The sequence below is a fragment of the Nocardia sp. NPDC004573 genome (genome assembly GCF_053602135.1).
Genome location: NZ_JBSGDA010000027.1, coordinates 26,987 through 49,071 on the forward strand (window position 1 = coordinate 26,987; position 22,085 = coordinate 49,071).

Here is a 22,085-nt window from a genome sequence, read left to right on the forward strand (position 1 = left end):
ACGGCGGACGTTTCCGTGATCGTTGGGCTGATTCACAGGTGCGGCGCGCGTGCTTTGGGCCGGTTCCCAGGTGCAGGTGAATGCTGGGCAATCGCAGCGTATTTCCTGCGTGTCGCTGGTAGTGGCGACGAGCTGGGGGCTACTTGAATTTATCTGTGACTGACGTTACAAAGGAGCTACCCGCCGACCCGAAGTTCTTCGAACCGGCCGACGAGAAGTGCACAAGTTGGTTACCGATGTCATCGATGTGGTCGCCGAGTTCGCGATCGCCCGCAAGACCATCTGGGATCTGCTGCTCGAACCGCAGACGTATCCGCGCATGTTCACCGGCATAGGTGCGTGCGAGCAGATCCAGTCGGCCGACGGCGCCGTGGTCTGGCAGATGCGCGTCGGCACCTATCGGTCCGGCATCCGCACCCACCAGATCCGGTTGAGCGTGGGCCGGTGGTACGAGAGTTTCGAGATGCAGTACGCCGCGCTGGGCAGTTTCGCGTCGGTGCGGCTGCACGGCGACGAAGAGCGCACCAAGGTCACGGTTACCTATTTCGCCCCGAGCCGGGTGCACCCGCGCGTGGCCGAGTTGTCCAACGTGGCGATCGCGGACTGGACCAAGAGCGGGCTGAAGCGGGTGGCCGACGTCGCGAAGGGCGCGCGGACGTCCCTGGTCGTCAACGGCGAGGATTCGCCGATCCGGCGTAACGCGGGCGTCGCGCGGCAGATGGTGGCCACCGGCGTCGTGCTGCCGGTACGTCTGGATCGCAGCTTCAAACAGCTGCGCTCGCTCGCGAAGTGGGGGTTCAACCTGGCGGGCGGGTACGCGGCGGGAGCGGCGTCCACGCCGGAGCGCATCGCCGTCATCGACGATCGCGGCACCCGGTCCTTCGCCGACATGCACGAGCGGACCAACGCGCTGGCCGGTGCGATGGCCGCGCACGACCTCGGTCCGGGTGACGCCATCGGCCTGCTGGCGCGCAATCACGCGGCCATGGTCGAATGCATGGTCGCCGCAGGCAAATTGGGCGTGGACGTGGCGCTGCTCAATTCCGGACTCGCGGGCCGCACCATCGAGGAAATCGTCCAGCGCGACCGGCTGTCGGCACTGTTCGTCGACGGTGACCTGGAGGAGTTGGTGCGCTATCTGCACGCCGACATCCCGCGCTACAACACCGACGAACGCCCCCCGGTGCCGGACCGGACGACCGTCGACCAACTCGTGGCCGAGGGGCACACGACCTTTCGCACGCCTGCCCAGCCGGGCCGGCTCATCGTGCTCACCTCGGGTACCAGCGGGACGCCGAAGGGAGCGCGCAGGCCGCATCCGAAAGGCTTCGGGTCTATCGCGGCCTTGCTGTCGCGCATCCCGATGCAGATGGACGAGACCATGCTGATCCCGGCACCGCTCTTCCACACCTGGGGGCTGGCCGGCTTACAACTGAGCACCGCGCTGCGCGCGACCGTGGTGCTCGCGGAACGGTTCGACGCGGAGGACTGCCTGCGACGCATCGCCGAGCACAAAGTGAACACGGTGATCGTGGTGCCGACCATGGTGCAGCGCATCCTGGATCTGCCCGCGCACGTGCGCGGCCGCTACGACACCTCCAGCCTGCGGCACATGATCAGCTGTGGTGCGCCGCTGGCCGGCGCGACCGTCGAGCGCTTCATGGACGCTTACGGCGACGTCCTCTACAACGTCTACGGCTCCACCGAGGTCTCGTGGGCCACGATCGCGACCCCGGAGGACCTGCACACATCCCCGACCACGGCCGGACGCCCGCCACTGGGCACCAAGGTCGCCGTCCTCGGGCCGGATCATCGCAGGCTGCCGATCGGGGCCACCGGCCACATCTTCGTCGGCAACCACATGCTGTTCGACGGTTACGTCAACTCGGCGCCGCCGGACGAGGCGCACGGCATGCTCGACACCGGCGACCTCGGCTATCTCGACGCCGCGGGGCGGCTGTTCATCGCCGGGCGCGACGACGAGATGATCATCTCCGGCGGCGAGAACGTCTTCCCGCGTCCCGTCGAAGAGGCGCTCGCGCATTTGCCGCAGGTCAGCGACGTCGCTGTAGTGGGTGTGCCGGACCACGAGTTCGGTCAGCGGCTGGTGGCGTTCGTGGTGAAAAGGGAAGGGGCGGGGCTGGATTCGGATATGGTCCGCACCTATATCCGCAATCGGTTGAGCCGCTTCTCGGTCCCGCGGGACGTCACCTTCCTGTCGGCGTTGCCCCGGGGCGACACCGGCAAGATCCTCAAGCGTCTGCTCGCCGGCCCCGGCGCGACCAAACCGGAGCTGCCGCCCTCGATCAATGGGCTGGGGACGGCGAGTTCCTCCTGACCCCGCCTGCTCGGCGACGAGGTCTCGCCACCACGGCAGCGTCCGCGCTCAGTAGACGGTGTCCTCCAGATCGGTCAGCGCGGCTTCCAAATGGTCGAGCAGCCTGGCCACATCGGGCACGCTGCGGCGGCAGGCGACGATGCCGATGTCCAGGCTGTCGGCGCTGCTGGTGAGGGTGATGTTCACCGCCTGGCCGTCGAACGGGATCGACAGCGGATAGCTGGCGGCGACACGGGCGCCGTTCCAGTACTGGGGTTCGCGCGGCCCCGGGATATTGGAGATGACGATGTTGAACGGCGGACTGGTCAGCGCGACCGTGGCGGGCAGCAGCAGCGACAAGGCGAGCGGACTCAGCGTCAGCGCCGAGAGCGAGACCGCCTGCACGGGCGAGAGCGCGCGGTAGATCTCCTTGCTGCGGTGCATCGAGGAGCTGATCGCGGCCAGCCGCGCGGCCGGGTCGGCCAGGTCGGTGGCGAGATTGCACAGCAGCGCCGCGACGGCGTTGCCCCCGCTCGCGCCGTCATCGGATTCCGCACGCAGCGAGACCGGCACCATGGCGACCAGCGGTTTGTCCGGCAACGCGACATGGTCGAGCAGGTAGGCGCGCAGCGCGCCCGCCGACATGGCCAGGACCACGTCGTTGAGGGTGGTGCCGGTCATCTTCTTGACCTGCCGGATCCGGTCCAGCGGCCAGGAGCGGGCGGCGCACCGGCGGGCGCCGCCGATCGGGACGTTGAACATGGTGCGCGGCGCGGCGAAGGGCAGCATCAATTGCTGTTCGAGCAGTGCGGTACGGGCCAGGCGCAGCGCGGAAGGCGCCGACCCCGCCGCGGCGAGCAGCGCACGCGCGCGGGCGCCGAGCGTGTGCTTGCCCGGTTCGTGCTCGCGGCGCCCGGTGGACAGCGGAAGATGCCAGGGCACCAGCGCCTCGCCGGACTCGGGGTCGGTGGTGAGCGTGCGCTGCAACAGCCGTTGCGCGCCGACGCCGTCGATGAGCGCGTGGTGCATCTTGGCGTACAAGCCGACCCGGTCGCCGGCGAGCCCTTCGATCAGATGCGCTTCCCACAGCGGCCGGTGCCGGTCGAGCAGGGTGCTGTGCAGCCCTGCGGCCACCTCGGTCACGGCGTCCAAGCCGCCCGGCTCCGGCAGTGCCCAGCGCTGGATGTGGTAGTCGAGTTCGACGGCGTCGTCCACCGTCCAGGCCAGCTGAGGCGTACCGAACAACCGGGCCGGGCGCTTGCGGAACATAGGGTGGAAGTTCTGGTCGGCCGCCAGCGTCGCGTACGCGCGCCGGGCGAACTCGGGCCCCGTGCCGTCCGCGGGGTCGAAGATCGACAGCGAACCGACGTGCATCGGATGCTCGCGTGATTCCGCGACGAGGAACAGGGCGTCCACCGGCGAGATGAATTCCATGGGCAGTTCCCTCCTGGCGACGCTGCGACTCCGCCACGGTCTGGTTCAGGACGTGGCGGAAGGTCGGCGACGGGCGGCCGGACTGCTCATGGCGCGGGATGCCGCACCGGTCGAACGACGATCCACCAACCGATGATTCGATGCCGAATCCGGACCGGCTGGGCGGTTCGTCGCGAAATTGTGCGTCTCGAGTTCAGGACAGGCGGCTGACCGGCCAATCCTGTGGCAGCTCGAGGCGTTCGCTGATCATGCTGATCGCGTTGTGCAGCGCCTGGATCTCGTCGACGCCGCTGGCCACCGACGCGCCCTGCTCGCTGATGTGGAACCGGCACAGATGCTTGCGCCGGTCGGCCGCCAGGTAGGGCCTGCCGATGATGATCGACAACGAGCTCTCGGCATCGCGCAGCGTGCGGGCCGCGATGAGAGCCTGCGGTTCGTGCACGGCCGTCGTGGCGGCGCGCGACGGACGGGTGGGGGCGGCCGGGAACCCGGGATCGGAGGGCTCGGTCACGGCGAAGTGCGCGCCGTGGATGTTGGCCTGCCGCAGCTCTCGAGCGATCTCCTGGAAAGCGCGGTACAGCGCGGCGATCGAATCGGCGCCGTGCGCCCACCGCTCGCCGATGCCCTGGATGCGGAATCCGCACACCACGCCGGTGTCACCCGGTGCCATCTGGGGTTTTCCCACCTCGATCGACACTTCTCGGGTGGCGTCGGCTACGGTGCGGGTGGCGATCACCTCCCTGATCCGCCGCCATTTCGTGCTCGCGATCGCACCGCCGTGTTCGGACTCGCGCACTGCGGGCGTGGTCGTGTCACCAGTGACCCGCGCCGGTATCGCTCTCATGATGTCTGGAGTACCCAAGTTGGACCCCGGTTTATCCTGCGGTTCGAGGTGACCTGGACCGCAGGGCTAAGACACGCCGGACCGGCAAAGGGGCTACCGGACGGTTAACGCGCCTCGGGTTTGGCAGGCTGTCGCCGAGGTGTGATGGTGGGGCCGCGACGATGAGGAGGGGCGGACGAAGTGGTAACGATTGCGCAGTTGCGAGCGGTTCTGTCGATCCTGCGCGTCGACCCGGAGGAGGTCGGCGGGCGGCTGGGCGACACGGGTCTGCGTGGTGCGGACGCCGAGCGCGTCCTATTGATCGGTTTGCTACACCGGATCGCGAGCAGTGAGCTGCGTCAGGTCGTCACCACGACGATGGACGACGAGGAGGCCGCCAGGGTCGCGGCGGTGAGCACCCTCCCGGTGAACGGCGAGAACCCCACCGAGCAGGTACGTTTCGACGCGCACTGGCTGCACGATCGGATCGGCGCACTGGCGGCGGGCACCACCGTGGACCCGGTGCCGGTGCTGCTGGACGCCGCCGCGCGGTCGGCGGACGCGGCCGAGGTCCTGCTGCTGCTCAGCCGCAATCCCCGCGGCCACGACGCGGACACCAGATGGGAGCGCGCGCTCGATGATCTGGGGCGCGCCTATCACCTGATCAACGACGAGCGCGTGGGGCGCTCGAACACGACGACCGCGCCGCTGTAGCGGCGCGGTCGTCGGAGGTCTCGCCCGGCGGCGTGCCACGCCGCCGGGACGGAATCACTTGGGTTGCGCGGGCGTGGCCTGCACGGGTTTGTCGGCGAAGCGGGTGGTTCCCTCGGCCGCCTGCAACGTGGTGAGCAGGTCGACGCCCGCCACGACGAGCGTGGGCCCGCCGACCGCGATGGTCCCGAGGATGCCGCCGAGGCTCGCGCCGGTCAGCAGGCCGGCCACGCAACCGACGGCGATGGTGACCAGGCAGCCGATCGTGGCGCCGATGGCGGTGCCGACGAAACCGCCGATGGCGGTGGCGAGTCCGAACTGACTGGCGAATTCGTCACGCGCACGCTGATTCTCGGTCATCGACGCGACCGGTGTGGCGACCAGCGGTTCGGCGATCGCGATGCCTTCCGGCCGAGTCGGCTTCAGCTCCAGCACCGTGCCGTCCTTTTTCACCTCCGGACGCACCGGAATGGCGGCGCCCGCGATCCGGAAGTCGAGCGGCAATGTCATGGCGACATGGCCGTCGTGGTCGCGGATGTCGACCACGTCGATCACTTGCGCGATGTCGGCCGGGGCGCCCGTGGCGTCGACGAGCACGCCGTCGCGCTCGGTCAGCCGGGCGTGCTCGTCACCAGCAGGCTGGTCACGCAGCGCTTTGGACAATTCGAAGGTCCCGCCCCGGAGTGCGGCGACCACGGTCTGCTCGACGATCTTGGCCGAGTAGGTGATGTCGGGAGCCGGCTCGGCGTGAGCGACGCCCGCGCCGATGGCGAGCGAGCCGATGGCGAGTATCGCTGCCGCAGTGGTGCCGCGGAGTTGCATCATTCGTCCAATCCTTCATCGGGTTCACACCTGCGTCCAGCACGGCCGGACCCGCGCACTCCGGCGGCGCAAGAGCAGTCGTCCAGGGTCGCTGAGCAGCCTATCAGCGCCCACAGCAACCTATGAGCGTTCCGGCTCGGCCGGTCGGAGATACCGAATAATTCTCCGACCGGCCGATTTTCGGATCGGCGATCAGCGCGCCGCGGCGAGTTCGCTTGCCGGCTCGGCACGCAAGATCATCGCGCTGGTGCCGGGCGGCCACTCGAGTCCCGCGTCGAGCCGGTCGAGCACTTCGGCGCTCGGGCACGCGTTGCGCGACCGCTCGATCTCGCTGACCAGCTTGGCGGGCGGGCCGCCGTTGCCCGCCACGTCCGCCTGGGTCCACTTCCGCTCCCGCCGTCGCGCACGCACTCGCGCGGCGAGCGCGTCGAGGTCGAGCGCGACCTCCGTCTCCACCTCGTCATGAAGCTGCGGTGCCGGTGGCGCTGGTTGCGCCGGTTCGCCGGGCTCGTCCGTCCGGTGCTTCTCGCGCAGCATTCCGCTGGTGATCAGCCGGGACCGTTTCCGCCTACCCATTTTCGCCACACGCTCTCCCATCCTCTGTCGAGTCGATCGATTGCGTCGCACTGCTCCGGCGGCGGACAACGCCCATCGCGCCGGGAACGCTGAACATCATGGGGGGAGCGCGGGTGCGGACCGCGTTCGACGCGCCGGGCGCAGGGTCAGCGCGCCTCGTCGTCCGGCCGCAGGGCCATGCCGATTCCCTTCGTCGAATCCTCGGACGTCGCGCACGCGATCACGTTCCTGGCCTCTGACGAGTCGGGCTATGTGACCGGCTCGCAGATGTTCGTCGACGGCGGGGCGTCGCTGAAATCGGGCGTGGCCGGGCAGTGACGCGCAACCCGCCGCGTCACTGCAGGATGAGCATCGCGGACCGCTCGATGCGGTTCGCGATGTCGGAATACGATTCGTAGCCCATCCCGGCATGGACCAGCGCGCCCGCGTACAGCAATTCGAGCGATTTCAGAATGTCCGCGTCGGGATTTCCGGACAGCGCATGCGCGAGCCGGGCGCGGATTTCCAAACCGATGCGGGCCCGCAAATGTTCGACATCCGGATCGCGGCCGAGCAGTGCGCTGGTGACCGCGCCGGACAATTCCGGCTCGTCGGCGACGAGCAACGCGATGCTGCGAAGTTCGGCGATCACGCGCACGGTGGCATCCGGATCCTCGCTGACGGGCGAGGGCGTCGCGCGCAGCCTGCGCCAGAAGATCTCCGCGACCAGGTGCTCCTTGGAGGAAAAATATGTATAGGCGGTGGCGGTGCCGACCTTGGCGTTGGCGGCGACCATCCGGATGGTCATGCCCGCGAACCCCTCCCGGGAAAGCACTTCCAACGCCGATCTGGTGAGCTTCTCGACGGTGTCGGCTTGTTTTCCGGACAAGCGCCGCCGCGTCGCCTCGACGGTTATGGAATAGCTTTCGGACATCTGTCTAGACTAGTGTTGTCGCTCTCTTCCGGCAACTTCCGTGCTGGGTAAACAGGTGTGTCCGGCCACTGCGGACTGCCCGCGCATGAGCGCTACGGCCGGGCGTCCATGCGGGTGGCCGCCCCATGGCGGTCGGCTTGCCGGATGTGTCCGTCTTCCGTCTGCCGCACCCCTTGTCATGTCGCAGGCGGAGCCGGTCGGCTGCCGTACCGTCGGTGTCTGGACAACTGTTCGGAATGTAGTCATATCGGCATCGACCGGCAAGAACGCGTTCTTGTTTCTTGACGTGATGGACGCTGTCGATCCCGGATTCGAAGAGATCGCTCCTTCGGGATTGTCCTGAAAATGCGTGAGTGGTACCGTCCAGACACATGTCCAGCTATGTGTCTCTCCGGTGCGCGATTCCGCCGCACCCGGCGCAGAACGTGTTCTCGGTTTGGGAGTGTGGGCGATGACCGCTGCGGTGGAGCCGCTGGTGTTCGATCCGTATGACTACGGGTTCCATGAGGATCCGTATCCGACGTATCGGCGGCTGCGGGAGGAGGCGCCGCTGTACCACAACCCGGATCTGGGGTTCTGGGCCTTGTCGCGGCATGCGGATGTGGTCGGGGCGTTCCGGGACAGTGTGCGGTTGTCGAGTGCGAACGGGGTGTCACTGGATCCGGCGGCGTGGGGGCCGCATGCGCATCGGGTGATGTCCTTCCTGGCGATGGACGATCCGCGGCATATGCGCATGCGGCGCTTGGTGTTCAAGGGGTTCACCCCGAAGCGGGTGGCGGAGATGGAGAACCGGATCCGGGAGCTGACGCTGTCGTATCTGGAGCCCGCGGTGGCCTGCGGTCGTTTCGACTGGATCGATGCGGTGGCGGGCAAGTTGCCGATGGACGTGATCTCGGAATTGATGGGGGTCCCGGCAGCGGATCGGGTGGAGATTCGGCGGTTGGCCGATCTGGTGGTGCACCGGGAGGACGGTGTGCTGGATGTTCCGGTGGCCGCGGCGGAGGCGTCGATGAAGCTGCTGGTCTATTACGCCGGGATGGTGGCCGAGCGTCGGCGTGCGCGGCGCGAGGATCTGACTTCGGCCCTGCTGGACGCGGAGATCGAGGGCGACCGGTTGTCGGACGAGGAGATCATCGGGTTCTTGTTTCTGATGGTGGTGGCGGGAAACGAGACCACCACCAAATTGCTGGGTAACGCACTGTATTGGGCGGCGCGCAATCCGGGGGAGTACGCGAAGGTCGCCGCGGACCCGGCTCTGGTCTCGGACTGGGTCGAAGAGACCTTGCGTTACGACACCTCCAGCCAGATGGTGGCGCGCATGGCGGCCGAGGATCTGGACTATCACGGCGGCACGATCCCGGCGGGGTCGAAGGTGCTGTTGCTGATCGGTTCGGCCAACCGTGATCCGGATGTGTTCGGTGACGGTGACAGTTTCCGGATCGATCGCGCCGACAAGTCCGGTTCGGCGAGTTTCGGCGCGGGAGTGCATTTCTGCCTCGGCGCCCATCTGGCCCGGCTGGAAGCGACCATCGCGTTGCGGGAATTCGCCTCGCGCGTCGCGACTTTCGGCATCGTTTCCGACGGCATCCAACGCGTGCATTCGTCCAACGTGCGTGGTTTCGCCCACCTGCCCGTCACCGTGGAGACGCGATGAGCGGCCGATCCGAACGGATCCGCATGCCGGGCTCGCCGCGCCGGATCGCGCGAAGCCGGTCATGAGAATCCGGGCCGACCTGGATCTGTGCCAGGGGCACGCGGTCTGTCAGGCCGAGGCGCCGGAGGTGTTCCGGGTGCCCGAACGCGGCCGGGTCGAAATCCTCGACGACAGGCCGGACGCCGGCCTCCGGCCCACGGTGGCGGACGCGATCCGCTACTGCCCTACCCAAGCCCTGTCGATCGCCGGCGAAGCCGCGACCGACTCCTCCCCGAAAGGTACCGACTGATGCCAGGTTTCGACCGCGCCGAGCTCGACGAGATGATCCAGCGCTGGATCGTGGAGAACCAGCGCTGCGAGGAAAAGGGCGACTGGAAGCCGCTCGCGCAGATGTACACCGAGGACGCCACCTACGGCTGGAACTACGGCCCCACCCAGGAATTCATGGCCGTCGGGCGTGACGAGATCCGCGACCTGGCCCTCGGCCAGGAGATGGCCGGGCTGGACGGCTGGACCTACCCTTACCAGGAGTTCGTGGTCGACGACCGCACCGGCAACGTCATCGGACTCTGGAAGCAGGTCAGCGACGCCACACGTCCGGATGGGCGCAACTACTCGCCCGAGGGCATCGGCGGCAGCTGGTTCCGCTACGCGGGCGACTTCCAATGGTCCTGGCAGCGCGACTTCTTCGATTTCGGCAACGTCTCGGCGCTGTTCCTGGAGATGATCACGAACAAGGCGCTGACGCCGGGCATGCAGAAGCGCATCGAGCGCTCGGTCTCCGGTCAGCCGCTGCCCGGCTGGTATCGCGTCGGCGAATCCCCCGTCCCGCTGTGGTGACCGACATGGCCGCACCGCACAGCCGATTCGCCGACCTGGACCGGGAGACCCTGGCGGCGCTGGTTCCCGAGCTGCTCCTGTGCGGGCACCTCATCGACCGCTCCGGCATGGCCCATTCGATCGCCGCCTTCGGCCGCGAGGGCATGACCGCGATCGCCATCGAGGAGTGGCAGGTGGCCAGCCCGGTCTACACCCGGCGCATGCAGCGGGCGCTCGGTTTCACCGGCGACGGCGTGGAGACCATCTTCAAGGGCCTGCAACTGGACATCGGCGCGCCACCGCAGTTCATGGACTTCCGTTTCCGGGTCGACGACCACCACCGCGGCGAGTTCTGGCTCGACCACTGCGGTGCCCTGGCCGACGTGGAACCGATGGGCGATGACTTCGTCGTGTCGATGTGCCACGACATCGAAGACCCGACCTTCGACGCGACCGCGCTGGCCACCAACCCGCACGCCCAGGTCCGGCCGATCCACCGCCCGCCCCGCCGTCCGGCCGACCGCACGCCGGTGTGCGCGTGGACAGTCGTCATCGATCCCGCTCACGTGCCGCCGCCGGTGCCGCCCAACGCCGACCTCGTCGCCCGGTCGGCGGCGGCCGGACTCGAGCTCGCCGATATCGACCGGGACGACGAAGGACGGCCGGACTACTCCGGCCCGCTGCTCAGCGATGTGCGTTTCGCGGACTTCTCCCGCTCCGCGCTGGTCCGTCTCGCCGACGAGGTGTGCCTGCAACATCATCTGCTCACCCTCGGTTTCATGATCGCGGTGCGCGCCCGGTTGGAGGCCGCGGCGGCGCTGGCGATCGGGCGCAAACAGTTCGCGGGGATCGCCGGGCTGACCAGTGAACGCTTGCGCACTTGCCTCGGTCTCGGTGACGACGCCGCCGCGCTCGCGACGGTGCTGCGGTTGCATCCGGCGCTGAACCCATCGGCCTACACCGGCGTCGAGATCGACGAGTCCGGCGGTGCGGTCACAGTGATGTTCCCGGCCACGAGCGGCGCGCGCACCGACGGAACCTGGCCCTCGATGCTCGACCCCGAGCATCTGGAGCCGCTGAACACGCTGGTCCGCGGCGTCAACCCGCGCTTCTCCGCGGAAGTCGTCGCCGCGGGTACGCAGGGTTGGCGCGCCGTCGTCACGCTCGGCGACGAACCGTTCCGGGAGGCGACGGAGGTCGCGCTGACCCGGTTCAGCACCGGCGCCGCCTTCACCTTCACCGACCGGGGGATACCCCTGCCGCTCACCGTCGTGTGACCGCCCACCCAGAGATGGAACGACATGGCCAACAACTTCGCCGACCTCTTCGAGCATTCCGTGGACGCCATGCCCGAGCGGGTGGCGCTGATCCAGTCCGGCCGCCGGGTGACCTTCGGTGAACTCGACGTCCGCGCCAATCGGCTCGCGCACCATCTGGCGAGCGTCGGCGTCGCAGCGGGAACGCACGTGGGTTTCCAGATGCACAACAGCATCGAGACGATGGAGACGCTCATCGCGTGCTTCAAGCTCGCGGCGGTGCCGATCAACATCAACTACCGGTACGGGGCGGCGGAACTGGCCTACGTCTACGCCAACGCGGATCTCGAAGTGCTCGTGCACCATTCCTGTTACGCCGACGCCGTGCGGGAAGCCCGTGCGCGGACACCCACGTTGCGGCACACGATCTGCGTCGCCGACGAATTCGGCACCACCGCGGAGAGTGCCGGTTACGAGTCCGCCCTCGCCGGTGGGCCTGCCGATCGTCCGGCGGTCCGCCGCAGCGCCGACGACCTGTTCGTGATGTACACCGGTGGGACGACCGGCATGCCGAAAGGCGTCATGTGGCGGCAAGAGGACATGTGGCGGGTCCTCGGCGGCGGCATCGACTTCTACAGCGGCGAACCGGTCGCCGACGAGTTCCAGCAATCTCGCACCGGAGCCGGGGTCGAGCCGAGCAGGTGGCTGGTGCTGCCGCCGCTGATCCACGCCGCCGCCATGATGCCCACCTTCACCGCGTTGTGGTCGGGCAACACCGTGATCTTCGAGTCCCGCTTCGACGCCGCGCGCGTCTGGCGGACCGTCGCCGAGCAACGTCCTCAGGTTATGGTGATCACCGGCGACGCCATGGCCAAGCCGTTGATCGAGGCGTATCAGCGCGAGCCGTCGGACGCCTCGTCTTTGCTCGCGATCGCCTCCGGCGCCGCGCTGCTGTCGCAACCGGTGAAGAACGCACTGCTGGAGCAGTTTTCCTGGGCGGTCGTCTCGGATTCCATCGGATCGTCCGAAACGGGCTTCGGCGGCATCGGTTTCGCCCGGAAAGACGACGACCCCGCCCGCGGCCCCCGCGTGCAGACCGGCCGCGGCGCGGTCGTCGTGGACGACGACGGCCGTCCGGTCGCGCCCGGATCGGAGGGCTGGCTGGCCAAGACCGGCAACGTGCCGATCGGCTACTACAAGGACCCTGCGAAGACCGAGAAGTTGTTCAAGACCGTCGACGGCGTCCGCATGGTCGTCACCGACGATCGAGCCCGCGCCGAGACCGACGGCTCGATCACGCTGCTCGGCCGCGGCAACATGGTGATCAACACCGGAGGCGAGAAGGTGTTCGTCGAAGAGGTCGAAAGTGTGGTGAAGAGTCACGAAGCGATCTACGACGCGGTGGTGATCGGGGTGCCGCACGAACGCTGGGGGCATCAGGTCGCCGCCGTGGTGTCGCTGTCCGGTCCCGGGCGGCTCGAGTTCACCGACTTGCACGCGCACGTGCGCAATTTCCTGGCCGGATACAAAGTGCCCAAACAGATCTGGGTGGCGGACGCCATCGTGCGCGCGCCCAGCGGCAAACCCGACTACCGGTGGGCCGAGCGGTACGTAGCCGGTCGAGGGCCCGACCACAAGGCGGACTGACATGATCCGAGTGATCCAATGGGCGACCGGCGGGGTCGGGCGGGCCGCCGTCGAGGGCATTCTCGACCATCCCGAGCTGGAATTGGCCGGAGCCTGGGTGCACAGCGCGGACAAGGACGGCATGGACCTGGGTGAGCTGGTCGGCCGCCCACCGGTCGGGGTGCGCGCGACCACCGAGGCCGACCGTCTGCTTGCGACACCGGCCGACTGCGTGCTGTACAGCCCTTTCCTGGCCGACACCGAGACGATGCGCGCGATCCTGCGCTCCGGCAAGAACGTCGTCACCCCGCTGGGCTGGTTCTATCCGGGCGGCGCGGAGCGGCGGCGATACGACGAGCTGTGCCGTGCCGCCGGAGTCACTCTGCACGGCGCCGGGATACATCCCGGTGGCATCACCGAGAAGATCCCGCTGGTGGTGTCGGCGCTGTCGGGGCGGATCACCGCGGTCCGCGCCGAAGAGTTCTCCGACATCCGCACCTACGGCGCGCCCGAGGTGGTCCGGGACTGGATGCTGTTCGGCGCGACGCCGGAACAGGCCGCGACCAGCGTCATGGCCGACGTGCTCGCGGGCGGCTACGGCCAGTCGGTCCGGATGATCGCCGAAGCGCTGGGCATCGCGCTCGACGAACAGGTGCGGGTGACGCACGAGACCGCGGTGGCCACCGCGCCGATCGATTCGCCGATCGGCCCGATCGCGCCGGGACGCGTCGCGGCCCAGCGCTTCCGCTGGCAGGGGACCGTCCGCGGCGCGCCGGTGATCACGGCCGCGGTGAACTGGTTCATGGGCACCGAGAACCTGGATCCGCCATGGACCTTCGGACCGGCGGGTGAGCGCTACGAGGTCGAGATCGTCGGTGATCCCGGTGCGACGGTGACGTTCACCGGCATGCACGCGCACAGCGCCGCCGCCGGTCTGGTACGCAACCCCGGCATTGTCGCCACGGCCATGCACTGCGTGAATTCGATCCCCTACGTGGTCGCCGCACCGCCGGGTGTGCGGACCTGTCTCGACCTGCCGCTCGTGGCGGGGCGCGCCGCCGCCTCGTTGCGCGGGGCCGCCGGCGACGGGTCCGCGGCGCCCGAACCCGACGCCGCGCGGCGAACTCCGCTGCGCTGACCGGCGTGCTCGTTTCATCTAGGAGGTAGCAATGGCAGCACCGGCCTTACCGGTCGGATGGGACTTCACCGACCCGGCGCTGTGGGAGAACCGCAGTCCGGTCGAGGAATTCGCGCAGCTGCGCCGGACCGCCCCGGTGTGGTGGAACGCGCAGTCCGACGAGTCCTCCGGCGGGTTCCGCGACGGCGGCTACTGGGTGGTCAGCAAGCTCGCCGACATCAAGGAGATCTCGAAGCATCCGGAGCTGTTCTCCTCCGAGCGCAACGGGGCCATCATCCGGCTGCCCGGCGACATCACGCCGGAGCAGATGGCGCTCACCGGCGCCTTGCTGGTGAACATGGATCCGCCCAAGCACGCCAAGATCCGGCGGATCATCTCCAAGGGCTTCACCCCGCGCGCGGTGGAGAGCCTGCGCGCCGCGCTGACCGAACGCGCCGCGCGGATCGTGCACGAGGCCAGGAAGTCCGGCAGCGGCGACTTCGTCGAACAGGTCGCCTGTGAACTGCCGTTGCAGGCGATCGCCGAACTGATCGGCGTGCCGCAGGCGGATCGGCGCAAGCTGTTCGACTGGTCCAACCAGATGCTCAACTACGACGATCCCGAATACGGCGATCCCGCCATGGCCTCCACGGAGATCCTCGGCTACGCCTGGAACATGGCCGAGCAGCGGCGCGCCTGCCCGGTGGGGGACATCGTGAGCGAGCTGGTGCACGCCGACGTGGACGGTGAAGCGCTCGGCTCCGAGGAGTTCGGCTTCTTCGTCATCCTGCTCGCCGTGGCGGGCAACGAGACCACGCGCAACGCCATCACGCACGGGATGAAGGCGTTCGTCGACCATCCCGAGCAGTGGGAGATCTACCGGCAGCAGCGTCCGCGCACCGCACCCGACGAGATCGTCCGGTGGGCCACCCCGGTGACCGCCTTCCAGCGCACCGCGACGCAAGACCTGGAACTCGGCGGGCAGCACATCCGGCAAGGCAGGCGGCTCGGATTGTTCTACAGTTCGGCGAATTTCGACGAGGAGGGCTTCACGGATCCGTTCACGTTCGACGTGCTGCGGGATCCGAATCCGCATGTGGGCTTCGGGGGCACCGGCGCTCACTATTGCGTGGGCGCGAACCTGGCGCGACTGGAGATCGATCTCATGTTCCACGCCATCGCCGACGCGATGCCCGATCTGCGGGAAGTCGCCGAGCCCGTGCGGCTGCGGTCCGGGTGGATCAATGGCATCAAGAGTTGGCGCGTGCGCTACGAGTAGATCCGTGTGGGCTCCCCGTCACCGACGGGGAGCTCTCGCGTGCCCGGCCGCGCCGTCAGCCGTTGCCGTCCCTGCGGCGCCTGCGATAGCGGACGGTGCAGGGCTGGGCGAGCTGCACGACCATTTTGGAGTGGTCGTTGTGGTAGCTGTCGGATGGTTGGGTCATCTCGAACTCCCAGTCCCGCAACAGCAACGAGAAGATCGCCTTCAGCTGCATCAGCGCGAACGCCGCGCCGACGCAGCGGTGGCGGCCCGCGCCGAACGGGATCCAGGTCCAGCGGTTGACCAGGTCGGCCTGTTCGGGATCGATGTAGCGGCCCGGATCGAACGCGTCCGGATCGGGAAAGTCCTCCGGGATCCGGTTCGAGATCGCGGGGGTGGCGGCGACGTGGTCACCCGGCTCGATCCGATGGCCGCAGACGTCGAATTCACCTCGCGCCACCCGCATCAGGATGATCAGCGGCGGGTGCAGGCGCAGCGTCTCCTTGAGCACGGATTCCAGCACCGGGATCTGGCGCAGCGCGCCGAAACTGATGTCCGAGCCGTCGGCGTAGAGCTCGTCGAGTTCGGCGACCACGCGGCCGAGCACCTCTGGGTGGCGCAGCAGTTCGATGATCGTCCAGGCCGCCGTGCCGGAGGTGGTGTGATGACCGGCGAACATCATGGAGATGAAGATGCCGGTGATCTCGCCGGCGCTGAAACGTGGTGCGCCGTCGTCGCCGGGGATCGAGATGAGCACGTCGAGCATGTCCCGATCGTCCTTGCCGGTGGGCGGCCCGGCGGCCCGGCGATCCATGATCGCCTGAACCAGCTCGACCAGCTCGGCTCGCGCCTGGTCGCGGCGGCGGAAGCTCTCGATCGGGGCGTACGGGTCGACGTAGGCCAGGGCATCGGTGCCACGTTCCAGGTCGTGGTACAGGTGGGCGAAGCGGTCGTCGAGGTCGTTGCGGAATTTCACGCCGATCAGGCAGGCCGAGGAGGTGTAGATGGTCAGCTCGGCGAAGAAGTCCAGCAGGTCGATCTCGCCTTCGTCACCCCAGCGCGCGAGCATCCGCTCGACCTCGCGGGCGATGGTCGCGGCGTGCCCGCGCATGTGCTCGGCACGCAGCGCCTGGTTGTGCAGCATCTCCTTGCGGCGTTCCGGACTGGCGTCGAAGACGACCCCCTCGCCGAAGATCGGCTTCATGAAGGGGTAGGCGGCGGCCTGATCGAGTTCGTCGTCGCCGGAGCGGAAGAAGAATTCGTTGGCCTCCGCGCCGGACAGCAGGATGACCTGGCGCCCGGCCAGGTCGAACGAGCCGACGTCGCCGCACTCCGCGCGGACTCGGCGCATGAGCCCGATCGGGTCGGCGCGGAACTCCTCCAGATGACCGTGCTCGTGGTCGCCTCCGGAAACCCGCGGTGGTTTCACCAGAGTCATTGGAAATCCTTCCCCAGATAAGTGTCCAAGTTTATGATGGACACGTGTCTGGACAGTACTACGGTTAGCGAGCGTCCGGCAAGACGCGACCGGGGGCCGCCGTCGCGCCCGCCGGATGCCGTGGCCGCGAGATGCGTGATCGGTGGATTCGACGATGAATTTCGGCAGGCAGACGATGCTGGTGACGTGGCGGCTGCTGCGGTTGAAGATCGCGGGCGCGGTGCTGATCCTGCTCGTCACCGCGGTCGTCGTGGTCGCGGTGACGATGTACGCCGGGCGTTTTCGCGCGACGGTGCCCCTTACCGTCGAGGCGGCGCGTACGGGGCTGGCGCTCGACACCGATGCCGAGGTGCGCATGCGGGGCGTCGAGCTGGGCAGGGTGGACGCCGTGGAATTCCACGGTGACCGGGCGCGGCTGCGCCTCGCGCTCGATCCCGAGCTGCTGCGGCTGGTGCCGGCCAATGCGACGGTGGACATCCGCTCCACCACCGTATTCGGCGCGAAGTACGTGAATTTCGTCGTGCCGAGCATTCCTTCGCCGACTCCCCTGCGTCCCGGATCGACGATCCGGGCGGAATCGGTGACGGTGGAATTCAATACGCTGTTCCAGCGTCTGAGCGACATCCTGGCGAAGGTCGAACCGGGCAAGCTCAACGCCACCCTGGCCGCGTTGGGCGCCGCGCTGCAGGGACGCGGCGAGCGCCTGGGCGATCTGCTCGCGCGCGCGGACGACTACCTGCGGCAGATCAACCCGAGCCTGCCCGCGCTGCGGCGTGATCTCTCCGCCGCCGGGCAGGTCACCGGACTCTACGCCGACACCGCCCCCGATCTGCTGCGCACGGCCGACAACGCGACCGTGACCGGCCGGACGGTCGCCCAGGACGCGGAAGATCTGGACGCCGTGCTGCTCACCCTCATCGGTCTGGCCGACACCACCCGCTGGACGCTCATGGGCAACGAGCGAGACCTCACGGCGGTGCCGGCGATCCTGCGACCGACCGCTTCGCTGCTCGACACGTATTCACCTGTGCTGTACTGCGTCGTGGTCGGCATCGCGAAAGCGCTTCCCGCGGCGGAGGCCATCATCGGCGGCAACAAACCCGGGGCCATCTTCAACGCGAGCTTCATGTACGGGGCACAGCCCTACGGATATCCGGACGACCTGCCCAAAGTGAACGCGACCGGAGGGCCGCGCTGCGACGGGATTCTCGACCGAGTCCCCGGCAGTCACGCCCGCTATGTGGTCACCGATACCAACGAGGGTGCGCCGTTCACCCCGTCCACCACCGTCACGCCGAACCCGCCCAGAGTCTTTCAGATCCTCTTCGCCGGAATGCCCGGCGTGCCGCGCTAGTGCGTCGACCACGAACGTTCGCCGGGTTGAGTGACGCGCTGCCGGGAATGCGCCGGTGCGATGACGACATCGAGTTCGTCGTCCGCGGCGGCCACCACGCGCCCAGGGAAGCTCGGCCGGCCGTTCACGCGCTGGAGTGTGCGCAAGCTCGCCGGATACCTGGCTGACGACCCGGTCCAGATCGTGACCATCGGCACGTCCACCGGCCGACTGGCCGGCCTCGGCGATCCGATGCGGCGGCGACCGCACTGCACGCTCCTGGTCTCGGGCAACACTACGAACGTTCGCGGTCAACGCGCTAGTCGACCGTTTCGGGCAGGTTTCCGCGCAGGACGGTGTGCGGATCGCCCTCGCGGGCGACTCGGCCGTCTCGCAGCAGCAGGCAGTGGTCGGCGCGCAGGGCGTCCTCGCGGCTGTGCGTCGCGTGGACGACCGTCACGCCCTGCGTCCCGACGTGACGGATCGCCTCGGCTATCTCCTGCCGAGCAGTGGAATCCAGGCCGGTGGCCGGTTCGTCCAGCAGGAGCAAGTCGGATTCCTGCGCGAGTGCCCGTGCGAGCAGCGCGCGTTGACGCTGACCCCCGGAGAGGGTGTCGAGCCGGCGCTCGGCCAGGTCGGCGATGGCCATCCGGTCCAGGCACGCGCGCACGACGGCGCGATCCTGCTGGGTCAGACGCCGCCATGCGCCGCGATGCGCCCAGCGTCCCATGGTGACCGTCTCGCGGACGGTGATCGGCAAGGTCGCGGGAACGGCGCTGTGCTGCACGACGAACGCCGGCCGCCGCAGATGTTCCCGGCGAACGGTTCCCCCGGTGGGTGTGATGACTCCGGCCAAGACGCCGAGCAGGGTGGACTTGCCGGAACCATTGGGTCCGACGAGGGCGGTCACTCGCCCGGCCGGGATCGCGGCGCTGAACGCGCGCAGCACCGGACGTCCTCGATAACCGGCCGTCACCTCGGCGACGTCGACAGCGGGCGGCGGCATGTGCGGCTCCGATCAGCTCATTGAAATGATAACCGTTATCATTGTAGAGTGCTGCCTCATGGAGTGGTTGGCCCCGTTCGAGGTCTCGTTCGTGCAGCGGGCGTTGTGGGGCGGATTACTCGTCTCGTGCCTGTGCGCGCTGGCGGGCACCTGGGTAGTGGTGCGCGGCATGGCGTTTCTCAGCGACGCGATGGCGCACGGCATGCTGCCCGGGGTCGCGATCGCCGCGTTGCTCGGCGGAAACCTGTTGCTGGGCGCGGCCTTCAGCGCCGCGGCCATGGCGGCCGGAGTCTCGGTGCTCGGCCGCGGCACCAGGTTCGCCGCGGACACCGGTATCGGACTGTTGTTCGTCGGGATGCTGTCGGCGGGCGTGATCATCGTGTCGCGATCGCCCTCGTTCGCGGTCGACCTGACCGGCTTCCTCTTCGGTGACGTCCTCGCCGTCGGCGAGCGGGACCTGTGGTATCTGGCGGCGGCTTCGGTTATGGCGGCGGCGATCTCGCTGCTGGGCTACCGAGCGTTCGTCGCGCTCACCTTCGACCCGCGCACGGCGCACACCCTCGGCTTGCGGCCCCGGGTGGCGAACGTGGCGCTGATCGCTCTGGTGACCCTGGCGATCGTCGCGTCGTTCCACATCGTCGGCACACTGCTGGTCTTCGGCCTGCTCATCGCCCCGCCCGCGGCGGCCGTCTACTGGGTGCACCGCATCCCGCTGATCATGCTCACCGCGGCGGCGCTCGGCGCGCTGGCCACCTTCGCCGGGCTGTTGATCTCGTGGCACGCGCGTACCGCCGCGGGGGCGACCATCGCGGCGACCGCGGTCGCCTTGTTCTTCGTCTCGGCGCTGTCGTCCTGGCTCCGTGACCGGATCCGCTCCTCGCGGGTGACCCCGAAACCGCTGGCGCTCGCACTGGTGCTCGCCGCGATCACGCCGCTGATCGGTTGCGGGACAAAAGAATCCGCGCCCGCCGAGCCCGCCCCGCACGGATACGTGGCGGGCGCGGAGGAGACCGACGAGGCGCAGCCGCGTCTGGTCGCCGCCGACACCGCGACCGGCGCCGTGCGGGTGATCGACCTCCTCACCGAGGACGTCCAGGACCTCGGCCGGATGGCAGGCGTCGACCGGGTGACCGCCGACGGGCGCTTCGCGTTCCTGTCCGCCCGCGACGGGGTGCGGATCGTGGACGCGGGCGCGTGGACGGTCGACCACGGCGACCACGTGCACTACTACCGCGCATCCGCCCGGGATCTGGGTGAGGTCGCCGGCGGCCCGATATCCGCCGTGCATGCCGACAGCGCGGTCACCGCAGTGGCTTTCGAAACAGGTGGCACCACACTGCTGGACCGGCCCGCGCTCGGCGCGGGGTCGCGGACCGAGCGCGGCGCGATTCCGGACGGAGTCGCCGTGCCGTACGCCGAGCGCCTGCTCGTGGCGGTGCCTGCTGGTGGGCGGATCGAGGTCCGCACCCGGGACGGCGCGCCCGCCGAGGTCCTCGAACAGCCGTGCCCGCACCCGCGCGGTTCGGCGGTGACCAGGCGGGGCGTCGTCTTCGGCTGCGCCGACGGAGCTTTGCTGGTGACGGCGCGGAACGCGGTGGTCACCGGCGAGAAGATCCCCTACCCGCAGGGCACCGCGGACGACGAGCGCGCGGTCGAGTTCTTCCATCGCCCCGGCAGCGCGACGCTGGTGGCCGAGGCCGGACGACGTGGCGTGTGGGTGCTCGACGTCAGGAGCAGGACATGGACCATCGTGCCGACCGGCCCGGTGGTCGCGGCGAATACGGCGGGCGAGGGCGCCGCTCTGCTGACCCTCACCGCGGACGGCTTCCTGCACGGCTACGACGTCGCGTCCGGCCGCGAGTCCGCCCCGGCGCGCCCGCTCATCGCGCCGGTGCCCGAGGGCACGTCCCCGCCGCGGATCCTGGTCGACGAACATCGCGCCTACCTCAACGATCCCGCGGGGCGGGCGATCCACGAGATCGACTACACCGACAACCTGCGCACGGCGCGCACCTTCCGCCTCGACATCGCGCCCACATCGATCGCGGAGACCGGCCGATGAGACACGCTGCCCGATGGTTCGCGCCGGTCGTCGTCGCGCTGCTCGCGCTGACCGGGTGCTCGATCGCCGGCGCGGACCGCGACCGCGTCGTCGTCACCACCAATATCCTCGGCGACCTCACCCGCGCCGTCGCGGGCGACGCGGTGGAGGTCACGGTGCTCATGCCGGCCAACGCGGACCCGCACTTCTTCGCCGTCTCCGCGCAGCAGGCGGCCGAGCTCGAACGCGCGAGCCTGATCGTCTACAACGGGCTCGGCCTCGAGGAGAGCGTGCTGCGCAATGTCGAGGCGGCCGAGCGGGCCGGGGTGGCGAGCGTATCCATCGGCGCGGCGATCGACCCGATCAGCTATACGGCGGAGGATGCGGACGGAAGGCCGGATCCGCACTTCTGGACCGATCCGCGTCGCGTGCGCCGGGCGGTGGAGGTCATCCGGGACGGGATCGTCGACCGGGTCCCCGGCGTGGATGCCGCGGCCGTCCGCGCCGGAGCCGATCGCTACCTGGCCGAACTCGACCGGCTCGAGCGCTGGATGACCGAGCGGTTCGCCACCATCCCCACCGAGCGGCGAAAGCTGGTCACCAACCACCACGTCTTCGGCTACTTGGCACGGCGATTCGGCTTCGAGGTGGTCGGCGCGGTGGTCCCGGGCGGGACCACGCTCGCGTCACCGAGCCCGTCGGATCTCTCCGCCCTCGCCGGGACCATCCGGGCCGCCGGGGTGAGCGCGATCTTCGCCGACTCCTCGCAACCGGACCGCTTGGCCCGCGTGCTGGCCGAGCAAGCCGGTGTGCGCGTGCAGGTCATCTCCCTGTACTCCGAATCCCTCACCGAACCGGGCGGAGGTGCGGGCACCTACCTGGAAATGATGCGGGCCGACACCGAGGCGATCGTGCGCGGCCTCACTGCCCCATAGCCC

General features: G+C 68.9%; 21 protein-coding genes. 13 read left to right on the forward strand and 8 right to left on the reverse strand.

Translation table 11 applies throughout. The annotated features are described in order from the left end of the window. Positions 1 to 226: 226 nt before the first annotated feature. Positions 227 to 2,338: an AMP-binding protein gene (locus ACWEKR_RS30070; protein ID WP_416382606.1), complete on the forward strand. Its 2,112-nt coding sequence runs from the start codon at positions 227 to 229 to the stop codon at positions 2,336 to 2,338. Positions 2,339 to 2,386: 48 nt separating this feature from the next. Here the strand turns inward: ACWEKR_RS30070 and ACWEKR_RS30075 are convergent, their stop codons facing one another. Further along, positions 2,387 to 3,751: a WS/DGAT/MGAT family O-acyltransferase gene (locus ACWEKR_RS30075; protein ID WP_452357317.1), complete on the reverse strand. Its 1,365-nt coding sequence runs from the start codon at positions 3,749 to 3,751 to the stop codon at positions 2,387 to 2,389. 193 nt (positions 3,752 to 3,944) lie between these two features. After that, a complete protein-coding gene (locus ACWEKR_RS30080) occupies positions 3,945 to 4,595 on the reverse strand; it encodes a DUF6968 family protein (protein ID WP_452357318.1) in 651 nt (216 codons plus the stop codon). A 198-nt stretch (positions 4,596 to 4,793) separates the two neighbouring features. Here ACWEKR_RS30080 and ACWEKR_RS30085 point away from each other — a divergent pair, with 198 nt between their 5' ends. Beyond that, positions 4,794 to 5,288, forward strand: a complete 495-nt coding sequence (locus ACWEKR_RS30085) for a hypothetical protein (RefSeq protein WP_452357319.1) — start codon at positions 4,794 to 4,796, stop codon at positions 5,286 to 5,288. 54 nt (positions 5,289 to 5,342) lie between these two features. Here ACWEKR_RS30085 and ACWEKR_RS30090 read toward each other — a convergent pair whose 3' ends face one another. Together ACWEKR_RS30090 and ACWEKR_RS30095 are read right to left on the reverse strand one after the other, a co-directional pair. Then, positions 5,343 to 6,110 carry a hypothetical protein gene (locus ACWEKR_RS30090; protein WP_452357320.1) on the reverse strand — a complete coding sequence of 256 codons (768 nt, stop codon included), beginning with the start codon at positions 6,108 to 6,110 and terminating at the stop codon, positions 5,343 to 5,345. 189 nt (positions 6,111 to 6,299) lie between these two features. After that, on the reverse strand, positions 6,300 to 6,683 hold the full coding sequence (locus tag ACWEKR_RS30095; RefSeq protein WP_452357321.1) for a helix-turn-helix domain-containing protein: 384 nt from the start codon (positions 6,681 to 6,683) through the stop codon (positions 6,300 to 6,302). 177 nt (positions 6,684 to 6,860) lie between these two features. On the opposite strand from ACWEKR_RS30095, the gene ACWEKR_RS30100 reads away from it, so the two are divergent. Continuing rightward, positions 6,861 to 7,001: an SDR family oxidoreductase gene (locus tag ACWEKR_RS30100; protein ID WP_452357322.1), complete on the forward strand. Its 141-nt coding sequence runs from the start codon at positions 6,861 to 6,863 to the stop codon at positions 6,999 to 7,001. Positions 7,002 to 7,017: 16 nt separating this feature from the next. Here ACWEKR_RS30100 and ACWEKR_RS30105 read toward each other — a convergent pair whose 3' ends face one another. Beyond that, complete coding sequence (locus ACWEKR_RS30105) at positions 7,018 to 7,596, reverse strand: TetR/AcrR family transcriptional regulator (RefSeq protein ID WP_452357323.1); 579 nt, start codon at positions 7,594 to 7,596, stop codon at positions 7,018 to 7,020. Between the two features lie 451 nt (positions 7,597 to 8,047). On the opposite strand from ACWEKR_RS30105, the gene ACWEKR_RS30110 reads away from it, so the two are divergent. The 7 genes from ACWEKR_RS30110 (at position 8,048) to ACWEKR_RS30140 (ending at position 15,347) form a co-directional block, all read left to right on the forward strand. Then, positions 8,048 to 9,250: a cytochrome P450 gene (locus ACWEKR_RS30110; protein ID WP_452357324.1), complete on the forward strand. Its 1,203-nt coding sequence runs from the start codon at positions 8,048 to 8,050 to the stop codon at positions 9,248 to 9,250. A 61-nt stretch (positions 9,251 to 9,311) separates the two neighbouring features. Further along, on the forward strand, positions 9,312 to 9,539 hold the full coding sequence (locus tag ACWEKR_RS30115; protein ID WP_452357325.1) for a ferredoxin: 228 nt from the start codon (positions 9,312 to 9,314) through the stop codon (positions 9,537 to 9,539). After that, positions 9,539 to 10,090: a nuclear transport factor 2 family protein gene (locus ACWEKR_RS30120; RefSeq protein ID WP_452357326.1), complete on the forward strand. Its 552-nt coding sequence runs from the start codon at positions 9,539 to 9,541 to the stop codon at positions 10,088 to 10,090. The genes ACWEKR_RS30115 and ACWEKR_RS30120 overlap by 1 nt, the downstream gene beginning before the upstream one ends. Positions 10,091 to 10,095: 5 nt before the next feature. Then, complete coding sequence (locus tag ACWEKR_RS30125) at positions 10,096 to 11,346, forward strand: hypothetical protein (protein ID WP_452357327.1); 1,251 nt, start codon at positions 10,096 to 10,098, stop codon at positions 11,344 to 11,346. Positions 11,347 to 11,370: 24 nt separating this feature from the next. Next, a complete protein-coding gene (locus ACWEKR_RS30130) occupies positions 11,371 to 12,972 on the forward strand; it encodes an acyl-CoA synthetase (protein WP_452357328.1) in 1,602 nt (533 codons plus the stop codon). Position 12,973: 1 nt separating this feature from the next. After that, positions 12,974 to 14,089 (forward strand): NAD(P)H-dependent amine dehydrogenase family protein, encoded by a 1,116-nt coding sequence (locus tag ACWEKR_RS30135; RefSeq protein WP_452357329.1) that lies wholly within the window; start codon positions 12,974 to 12,976, stop codon positions 14,087 to 14,089. Positions 14,090 to 14,120: 31 nt separating this feature from the next. Continuing rightward, a complete protein-coding gene (locus tag ACWEKR_RS30140; protein WP_452357330.1) occupies positions 14,121 to 15,347 on the forward strand; it encodes a cytochrome P450 in 1,227 nt (408 codons plus the stop codon). A gap of 55 nt (positions 15,348 to 15,402) precedes the next feature. Here ACWEKR_RS30140 and ACWEKR_RS30145 read toward each other — a convergent pair whose 3' ends face one another. After that, a complete protein-coding gene (locus tag ACWEKR_RS30145) occupies positions 15,403 to 16,767 on the reverse strand; it encodes a cytochrome P450 (protein ID WP_452357331.1) in 1,365 nt (454 codons plus the stop codon). A 154-nt stretch (positions 16,768 to 16,921) separates the two neighbouring features. Here ACWEKR_RS30145 and ACWEKR_RS30150 point away from each other — a divergent pair, with 154 nt between their 5' ends. Next, a complete protein-coding gene (locus ACWEKR_RS30150) occupies positions 16,922 to 18,121 on the forward strand; it encodes an MCE family protein (RefSeq protein WP_452357332.1) in 1,200 nt (399 codons plus the stop codon). On the opposite strand, the gene ACWEKR_RS30155 is transcribed toward ACWEKR_RS30150, so the two are convergent. Together ACWEKR_RS30155 and aztA are read right to left on the reverse strand one after the other, a co-directional pair. After that, positions 18,118 to 18,249, reverse strand: a complete 132-nt coding sequence (locus tag ACWEKR_RS30155) for a hypothetical protein (RefSeq protein WP_452357333.1) — start codon at positions 18,247 to 18,249, stop codon at positions 18,118 to 18,120. The genes ACWEKR_RS30150 and ACWEKR_RS30155 overlap by 4 nt on opposite strands. A gap of 170 nt (positions 18,250 to 18,419) precedes the next feature. After that, complete coding sequence (gene aztA, locus ACWEKR_RS30160) at positions 18,420 to 19,106, reverse strand: zinc ABC transporter ATP-binding protein AztA (RefSeq protein WP_452357334.1); 687 nt, start codon at positions 19,104 to 19,106, stop codon at positions 18,420 to 18,422. A 58-nt stretch (positions 19,107 to 19,164) separates the two neighbouring features. Here aztA and aztB point away from each other — a divergent pair, with 58 nt between their 5' ends. Further along, positions 19,165 to 21,168, forward strand: a complete 2,004-nt coding sequence (gene aztB / locus ACWEKR_RS30165) for a zinc ABC transporter permease AztB (RefSeq protein ID WP_452357335.1) — start codon at positions 19,165 to 19,167, stop codon at positions 21,166 to 21,168. After that, positions 21,165 to 22,082 carry a zinc ABC transporter substrate-binding protein AztC gene (gene aztC / locus ACWEKR_RS30170; RefSeq protein WP_452357336.1) on the forward strand — a complete coding sequence of 306 codons (918 nt, stop codon included), beginning with the start codon at positions 21,165 to 21,167 and terminating at the stop codon, positions 22,080 to 22,082. The genes aztB and aztC overlap by 4 nt, the downstream gene beginning before the upstream one ends. The last annotated feature ends 3 nt before the right edge of the window (positions 22,083 to 22,085 follow it).